Origin of the sequence: Pseudanabaena sp. SR411 (genome assembly GCF_002251945.1) — a bacterium.
In the GTDB taxonomy this organism is placed as follows: domain Bacteria; phylum Cyanobacteriota; class Cyanobacteriia; order Pseudanabaenales; family Pseudanabaenaceae; genus Pseudanabaena.
This window is the reverse complement of sequence record NZ_NDHW01000028.1, coordinates 1-1,253: the sequence shown is the minus strand read 5'-3', so window position 1 is coordinate 1,253 and position 1,253 is coordinate 1. Positions and strand designations below refer to the sequence as shown.

Here is a 1,253-nt window from a genome sequence, read left to right as displayed (position 1 = left end):
GTGAGTCATGATGCATCATCTCCTTGGATAGTTGGGCGCAAAACTGAAAGTGTAGGAACATTGTTAAAAACGGTTGTGCATTGCTGCATGAGTGCAGTTGCAAGCTGCAATTTTTGAGCCATTGGTAAGCGCTCGATCCATGCCTCAGTATTAGCGGGCATAGGATGAGAGCGTGACGAGTAATAACGCCCGATCGGGTGTGAAATTGGTTGTCCTTTCATTGTTTTGGTTTCCTGAATCGTTGGGACATGGGACAGGTTGCAAAGTGTGGTTTTAGGTCAGTGTCTAAAGGTATCCACTTACCCTTATCAGTTTTTGCCCAGAAAATCCGAGCTTTACACCCAGCACAAAACGAGCCTTGAGAGTTAGGCGGTATTTCGTAAGACATATGGGTTTTAGATATTGGTACAAAATTCCCCATACCTACGCGATCGCCTACCTGTATTTGGGAATCTCTAGCCCGATGGTATGTATGGGAAAATATCAATCAATCAGTTTTCACAGAGACAGCGCCCGATCGCCTAAGCGGTTTGGTGCTGTCTTTGTTTTGTTTCCTTACTGTAAAGCTAGCTTGACTTGAAGTCAAGCTAAATAGACAAAAAGTAAATTTGGCTTTAATATATGGACATTAAATATGTATCACCCTACGCTGAACTTATGGCTAGAAATGGAGTAACACAGGCGAGAATCGCCAAAGAATTAGGGTATAGCAGGCAAGCTGTTAATTCATGGCTGACTGGTAAGGTAGAGCCAAAATTAAGCATGAAAGAATGGAAGAAACTAGCTAAATTATTTGGGACTACGATTGAGAAATTGCCTGATAGTTTTGAACTGCAAGAGGTTCAAGGATTCACTGACTAAAAAATCTAAATTGAGCGATCGCCCAAACTAGCGGCGCGAAGCGCCGCCATGGAAAAGTATGGAAACCCAACAGCTAAACGTTTTGGACTTACCAGCCGTCAACCCATTGGAAATATTGCCGCGATTTGGCATTAGTGGAAAAGACGCGGAAGCGATCGCCCAATTTGCCCAGACAATTGGGGAAATTAGATTGGACCAGGTTGAACCACAACGCGCAGGCAATAGGAAAAGTGCAAAGCAATTACAGCCAAATTTACCAATAACCATCAAGGTTTCGGCAACAGATGGGATCAACCCCAGGGGAGAATATATTGACCAATTTCAAGTAGGTGATCGCGTCAAGTTTCGCGACGGCTACCGTACAACGTGGGAACCAGAAAAATCAATAGGCA

Annotated in this window: 4 protein-coding genes; 3 read left to right on the top strand and 1 reads right to left on the bottom strand. The window is 43.8% G+C overall.

The window, feature by feature from the left end; all coding sequences use genetic code 11:
- Positions 1–5 precede the first annotated feature (5 nt).
- A complete protein-coding gene (locus B9G53_RS00845; protein WP_094528432.1) occupies positions 6–221 on the bottom strand; it encodes a hypothetical protein in 216 nt (71 codons plus the stop codon).
- A gap of 167 nt (positions 222–388) precedes the next feature.
- On the opposite strand from B9G53_RS00845, the gene B9G53_RS26565 reads away from it, so the two are divergent.
- The 3 genes from B9G53_RS26565 to B9G53_RS00830 all read left to right on the top strand — a co-directional run.
- Positions 389–580, top strand: a complete 192-nt coding sequence (locus tag B9G53_RS26565; protein ID WP_141211662.1) for a hypothetical protein — start codon at positions 389–391, stop codon at positions 578–580.
- Positions 581–621: 41 nt separating this feature from the next.
- Positions 622–861 carry a helix-turn-helix transcriptional regulator gene (locus tag B9G53_RS00835; protein ID WP_094528430.1) on the top strand — a complete coding sequence of 80 codons (240 nt, stop codon included), beginning with the start codon at positions 622–624 and terminating at the stop codon, positions 859–861.
- A 58-nt stretch (positions 862–919) separates the two neighbouring features.
- The coding region (locus B9G53_RS00830) for a hypothetical protein (protein WP_141211661.1) at positions 920–1,253 on the top strand (334 nt) is incomplete at its 3' end.